This window comes from Nostoc cf. edaphicum LEGE 07299 (assembly GCF_015207245.1).
Classification (GTDB): Bacteria; Cyanobacteriota; Cyanobacteriia; order Cyanobacteriales; family Nostocaceae; genus Nostoc; species Nostoc edaphicum_B.
The window spans coordinates 1-5,563 of sequence record NZ_JADEXF010000296.1; the positions used below are offsets into that span (position 1 = coordinate 1).

6 protein-coding genes and 1 pseudogene are annotated in these 5,563 nt (G+C 41.8%); 6 read left to right on the forward strand and 1 reads right to left on the reverse strand.

Annotated features, from left to right (window positions below; genetic code table 11):
• From IQ229_RS10940 to IQ229_RS10950, 3 genes are all read left to right on the forward strand, one after another.
• Nucleotides 1–1,229, forward strand: a 1,229-nt coding sequence (locus IQ229_RS10940; RefSeq protein ID WP_194043614.1) for a tetratricopeptide repeat protein, incomplete at its 5' end; no start/stop codon positions are given.
• Between the two features lie 40 nt (nucleotides 1,230–1,269).
• A complete protein-coding gene (locus tag IQ229_RS10945; RefSeq protein WP_228013380.1) occupies nucleotides 1,270–1,689 on the forward strand; it encodes a hypothetical protein in 420 nt (139 codons plus the stop codon).
• Nucleotides 1,689–2,123 (forward strand): type II toxin-antitoxin system VapC family toxin, encoded by a 435-nt coding sequence (locus IQ229_RS10950; RefSeq protein ID WP_194043616.1) that lies wholly within the window; start codon nucleotides 1,689–1,691, stop codon nucleotides 2,121–2,123. The genes IQ229_RS10945 and IQ229_RS10950 overlap by 1 nt, the downstream gene beginning before the upstream one ends.
• A gap of 243 nt (nucleotides 2,124–2,366) precedes the next feature.
• Here the strand turns inward: IQ229_RS10950 and IQ229_RS10955 are convergent, their stop codons facing one another.
• A complete protein-coding gene (locus IQ229_RS10955) occupies nucleotides 2,367–2,537 on the reverse strand; it encodes a hypothetical protein (protein WP_194043618.1) in 171 nt (56 codons plus the stop codon).
• 169 nt (nucleotides 2,538–2,706) lie between these two features.
• On the opposite strand from IQ229_RS10955, the gene IQ229_RS10960 reads away from it, so the two are divergent.
• The 3 genes and pseudogenes from IQ229_RS10960 to IQ229_RS10970 all read left to right on the forward strand — a co-directional run.
• On the forward strand, nucleotides 2,707–3,063 hold the full coding sequence (locus IQ229_RS10960) for a hypothetical protein (RefSeq protein ID WP_194043620.1): 357 nt from the start codon (nucleotides 2,707–2,709) through the stop codon (nucleotides 3,061–3,063).
• Between the two features lie 410 nt (nucleotides 3,064–3,473).
• The gene (locus tag IQ229_RS10965) at nucleotides 3,474–4,826 is read left to right on the forward strand and encodes a histidine phosphatase family protein (RefSeq protein WP_194043622.1); all 1,353 of its coding nucleotides are present in this window, start codon (nucleotides 3,474–3,476) and stop codon (nucleotides 4,824–4,826) included.
• A gap of 285 nt (nucleotides 4,827–5,111) precedes the next feature.
• A pseudogene (locus IQ229_RS10970) lies at nucleotides 5,112–5,563 on the forward strand (dihydroorotase); the annotation flags it as partial.

The window sequence follows — 5,563 nt, forward strand, 5'->3', positions numbered from 1 at the left end:
AACAACGTAAATTAGCAGAAGCAGCTTTACAAGACTGGGAAACTCTCAACTCAACTCAACTGGGAGTCAAAGCCGCCTTTGCTTTAACTTGGTCAGAACTTGACCTAGTAGCACAACAACTAGGAATATTTTTGAGTTTATTTTCTCCTGTACAGATTCTTTGGGATTTGGTTGTTCGGATGACGACAGGTGGAGGGGAAGCAGAAAATCAGCAACAAAGACAGCTAATTTGGTCAGAAGATGAATTAAACGCAGCTAAAAATCAACTCTACGGGCGCAATTTGCTGCAACTGGTAGAAGAAAGAGCAGGATATTATAAAATTCATGCCTTAGTGCGGTGGTTTTTGCAAGCACAGTTAGCCGATGCTGGCGAGATGAAATTAGTTTTGGAAACAACCTTCGCCACCGCCATGATAGCCTTTGCCCAAATCCTTCCTGGTTCACCCACTTCTGAGCAGATTGAAAGCATCAGAGATATTGTTCTCCATCTCGAAGACTTGGGTAAACGTATAATTGCAGAGATAAAAGAAGCAAAAGAAGCACAGATAATTTCTCTAGCATCAGTCCTCAGCGATGAAGTAATTTGCGTATTTGTGGGGATAACAAGATTTTACGAAGGACAAGGATTATATAAATTAGCAGAACCTTGGAGTGAAGAATGCGTAAATGTTTGCCAGTCCTTGTTTGCTGGCGACTATCCGGATGTGGCTACTAGCTTGAACAATTTAGCTTTGCTCTACAATAGCCAAGGACGCTACAGTGATGCCGAACCTCTGTTGATTGAAGCTTTGGCAATGACAAAGCGCCTGTTTGCTGGCGACCATCCGGATGTGGCATTAAGCTTGAACAATTTAGCTAACCTCTACGATAGCCAAGGACGCTACAGTGATGCCGAACCTCTGTTGATTGAAGCCCTGGCAATGAGAAAGCGCCTGTTTGCTGGCGACCATCCGGATGTGGCTACTAGCTTGAACAATTTAGCTAACCTCTACGAAAGCCAAGGACGCTACAGTGATGCCGAACCTCTGTTGATTGAAGCCCTGGCAATGTGCGAACGGGTGTTAGGCGTTAATCATCCCAATACAGCGACAATTCGAGAAAATTTAGCAATCCTGCAACGCCATATCTGGTTACGTCGGTTAGGTCAGTTTGTGCAAATCTTGTTAGCGATATTAATTTTACCGCTTTCTCTGTTGTGGCGATTGGCTAAAAAATTAATCCGTAATTAAAAAAGCCAGTCCAGGCGATAGAGTTTGCAATCTAGTAGTTTTGAGCGATGCTTTTGTTTCATCAACCAAGGTGCGTAAGCGTAGCCCGCACTTCGACAAGCTCAGTGACCATCGTAGGCGATCGCCTTTTACAATTGGAGTATTAATTGTATTTACATCTATGAACTTTCCTCCCCAACTCCAACAAAAGATTGAAAAATGGGCAAGCAGTCAGGGAATTTCGACTGAGCAATTTGTTTTGCAAGCTATTGCAGAAAAAATTGACACGCTAAGTCAGCAAGCTACTGAACAACATACTCAACAAAACTCTGAAATAACCAATATACTGCCCCTTAACCAACCAAACATTTATCGAAAAGAAGGGATTTTAGTTGTAGAGGCAGAATTACCAGAAAATTTTGATGTCAATGCCTTTATAGATGAGTTGAGAGAAGAACGCATTCAGGATCAAATAACTTAATGAAAGTCTTGTTTGATACTTCTGTCTTAGTTCCAGCATTCATTGTCAATCACCCGCAACATTCTGTTTGCTTTTCCAAAATTCAAGCTGCAAAATCTGGGCAAATTCAAGGGTTTATCTCAACTCACAGTTTAGCTGAAACATATTCTGTCATCACCCGTTTACCCATTCAACCGCGTATTAGTCCCCAACAAGCTGAGATGATTATTGTAGATATGTCACAGTATTTAGAGGGAGTTCCACTGCTTTTCAATGATTATCAGGCTGCAATTGCTCAAATGGCAACTTTAAATCTTCCCGGTGGGGGTGTTTTTGATGCTTTAATTGCTCAAGCTGCTTTAAAAGCAGAGGTAGACTCTCTGTTGACCCTCAATCCAAATCACTTTACTCGTTTGGGAAATGCCATCGCTCACATTGTGCAAGTCCCTGAGTAGATACGTAGATGTTTCTTTGGCTTGTCTGTCGTTAAACATCGCTATTCTTTCATCAACCAAGGTGCGATCGCTGTTCAATTAATACTGTGCTATAGGAATCCGGTTTGATTCCTGAATTTACCTGCGTAGGCAGGGAACAGGGAATAGGGAATAGGGAACAGGAAAGAAAGCTTTCTAAGGTGTACTAAGTTTTTTCAGAAATCAAATATGAGTCCTATAGTTGAAGAAAAATAGTACAAAAACTTAATCAGTATGACCAGTGCGATCGCTATCCTGTGACACTGATAATAAAAGTAAACGACTAAAAAAGGGAATGCGGTTGTATCTGTTGGCATCCCTGGTTTCATCCTGGCATATCTTAACGAACTTAAGTGCGATCGCTAAGAAACTGAACCAGATAATCCAACTTATCAAGAGATATCAAAGCTATAACTTGTTAATCCCTAAGATAGCAAAAATTATTGACACGCTAAGTATATACGCAATAAAATTATTATAGTTGAACCTAACAATAGAGTTAATCAAAATCTTTTTCCCAGAGAATAATAGACAAGCAATATTAAAAATAATTTGGATAAAACAAATGAACGCCAAAATTATTGCTTTCTTAGGGATTACGGCAGCCCTTGCAAGCTTAGGAAGCCAAGTCTACGCTCAATCACCAGCATCAAACTCAAATCCCGCCGGACAATATCGATTAAGTGGTGATTATCTACTTGGAATCGATCGGAAAACAGCCCAAGATGACTTTAAAAGTTTTTTTGAGCAAACTAATCCAGCAAGTCTTTCCAACAATAATCGAAGAGAAAATAAAACTCCAGCCCAAATTCGCTTTAACGAATCATTATCACAGCCAGACACTTCAGTTTTCTTAACACCGGCTCAGTCAGGCGGTGACAATGATGGATTGCAAGTACAGCTAGATATAGGGAGAGAATAAGCAGGGATAAAAGCTGACGTTGTAGTTTTAATTAATTATGCGTTGGCCAAAATTTTTGCTATAGTCTGTTAAGTTTAAATTAGTAAGGTCAACAAGTTCGTAGTAAGCACTTTAGTCTGGAAGTTTCTAAGCACTAAAGTGCTTACTACGAACTTTTCATTACTAGGTTAGACATTGTACTAGGCACAATTCTGAAATTATTTCCAGATCATTTTTACTCTTGTTTTTTTACTTAAATCAAAACAGCTTTATTAGAAAATATCGTTCAGACAACGGCAGTTTTAGCCAATCGTACAGCCTCCTCTAGCAGAATAAAGTTTTGCGCCTGACTCAATCCGCCTTCCTGAGTCGATAATTATGCAATCGTTTTGCAGTAAAATTAATCGTCAAGATAAGAGGAGGGCTTTGCGATGACTCGTGTCATCATTGTGCGCCACGGTCAAAGCGGTTATAATACCGAGCGGCGTATCCAAGGACGCACTGATGCGTCAACATTAACCGAAAAAGGTCGTAATGATGCAAGTCTTGTAGGCAAAGCCCTCAGCAATATCTTATTCAATGCGATTTACAGCAGTCCCCTGCAACGAGCGAAACATACAGCAGATATTATCCATAATGAGTTAGCTACTCATGCTAAACAATCTGCTGTAGTTCAAGTTTCTGATTTGCTGCTAGAAATCGACCTACCTTTATGGGAAGCATTGCTGACTGCCCAAGTCAAGCAAAAATTTGCTGAAGATTACCGCACTTGGCATCAACACCCCGACGAACTGCGGATGCTGCTTAATGATGCAGAAGGAACAAGAGAACATTTTCCCGTTCTTGCTTTATACGAACAAGCACGGCAGTTTTGGCAAGAAATTTTGTCCCAACATCAAGGCGAAACCATTCTCATCGTGGGACATAACGGAATTAATCGCGCCTTGATTAGCACAGCATTAGCAATTCCTCCCAGTCGCTACCATTCAATACAGCAATCTAACTGTGGCATCACCGTATTAAATTTTGCTGGAGGATTGGGCGAACCAGTCCAGCTAGAATCCTTAAATCAGACGCAACACACCGGAGAAACTCTACCCTCATTGCGACCGGATCATCAAGGAGTACGATTGTTACTAGTGCGTCACGGTGAAACCGACTGGAATCGCCAAACCAGGTTTCAAGGACAAATTGATGTCCCCCTCAACGACAACGGTAGACAACAGTCACAAAAAGCAGGTGAATTTCTTCAAGACGTAGAGATTGATTTTGCTGTAAGTAGCACCATGCTGCGCCCTAAAGAAACAGCAGAGATTATCTTAAAACGACATCCGAATGTCAAGTTAGAATTGCAAGATGGTTTAAGAGAAATCAGTCATGGTCTCTGGGAAGGAAAATTAGAAACAGAGATAGAGCAAGAGTTTCCGGGAGAGTTGCAGCGATGGCGGCTGATACCAACGCAAGTGCAAATGCCTGAAGGGGAGAATCTGCAACAGGTATGGGAACGCAGCGTTGCAGCTTGGCAATCAATTCTGCAAACAGCATCAAATAATCAATCCAAAACTGTATTAGTAGTAGCTCATGACGCTACTAACAAAACCTTGCTTTGTCACATTCTGGGTTTATCGCTGGAAAACTTCTGGAGTTTTCGTCAGGGTAATGGTGCAGTCAGTGTTATCGACTACACTGCTGGAATCGATGGTTTACCAGTACTGCAAGCGATGAATATCACTTATCACTTTGGTGGGGGTGTACTAGATAAAACAGCAGCGGGAGCGTTGTGAGTGAGGAGTGAGGAGTGCTGAGTGCTGAGTGCTAAGTAAGGAGTAAGGAGTTAGGAGTTAGGAGTTAGAAGGAGTTAGAAGGAGTGAGGAATAAAGTTAGAAGCGATGACTGAAGAACAAATAACTCATAAGTAGCTAGACGTAAATAAATTAAAGTTTGTAGTAAGGACTTTAGTCCTAAGAATCCTTGCTTTGAGCGATGAATCGCTCGCTACGAACTAGGATTTTACTTTATGTTTAATTATGCCTACCTACTTAACTCCTAACTCATAACTAAAAACTTTTATGATTGAACTGCTGCAAAAAGTACGAGTAATTGACCCTGTTTCTGAAATCGACGAACTCTTTGATGTGCTGATTGCTGATGGTTATATCCGAGAAGTGGCTTCGCACATTTCTGATATCAGTTCCGATACTCAAATCAGAGATTGTCAGGGATTAGTTCTCGGCCCTGGGTTAGTTGATTTGTATAGCCACTCTGGTGAACCTGGCTTTGAAGAACGGGAAACCCTTTTGTCTTTCTTACAAGCTGCTGCTGCTGGCGGCTTTACTAGAGTAAGCATTTTACCCGATACATCCCCAGTTATTGATAACCCTGCGCTTGTGGCACAGTTGCAGCAGAAGAGGACAGAAGGGCACAGAGGCAGAGGAGCAGAAGGGCAGAGGGGCAGAGGAGCAGAAAGGCAGAGGAGCAGAGGGGCAGAGGAGAGTTTGTCTCCCCTGCTCCCCCGCTCCCC

Bases quoted from the DNA above. Each gene is read 5' to 3' on its own strand.
- IQ229_RS10950 (WP_194043616.1), top strand. From the start codon at position 1,689: ATGAAAGTCTTGTTTGATACTTCTGTCTTAGTTCCAGCATTCATTGTC.
- IQ229_RS10960 (WP_194043620.1), top strand. From the start codon at position 2,707: ATGAACGCCAAAATTATTGCTTTCTTAGGGATTACGGCAGCCCTTGCA.
- IQ229_RS10965 (WP_194043622.1), top strand. From the start codon at position 3,474: ATGACTCGTGTCATCATTGTGCGCCACGGTCAAAGCGGTTATAATACC.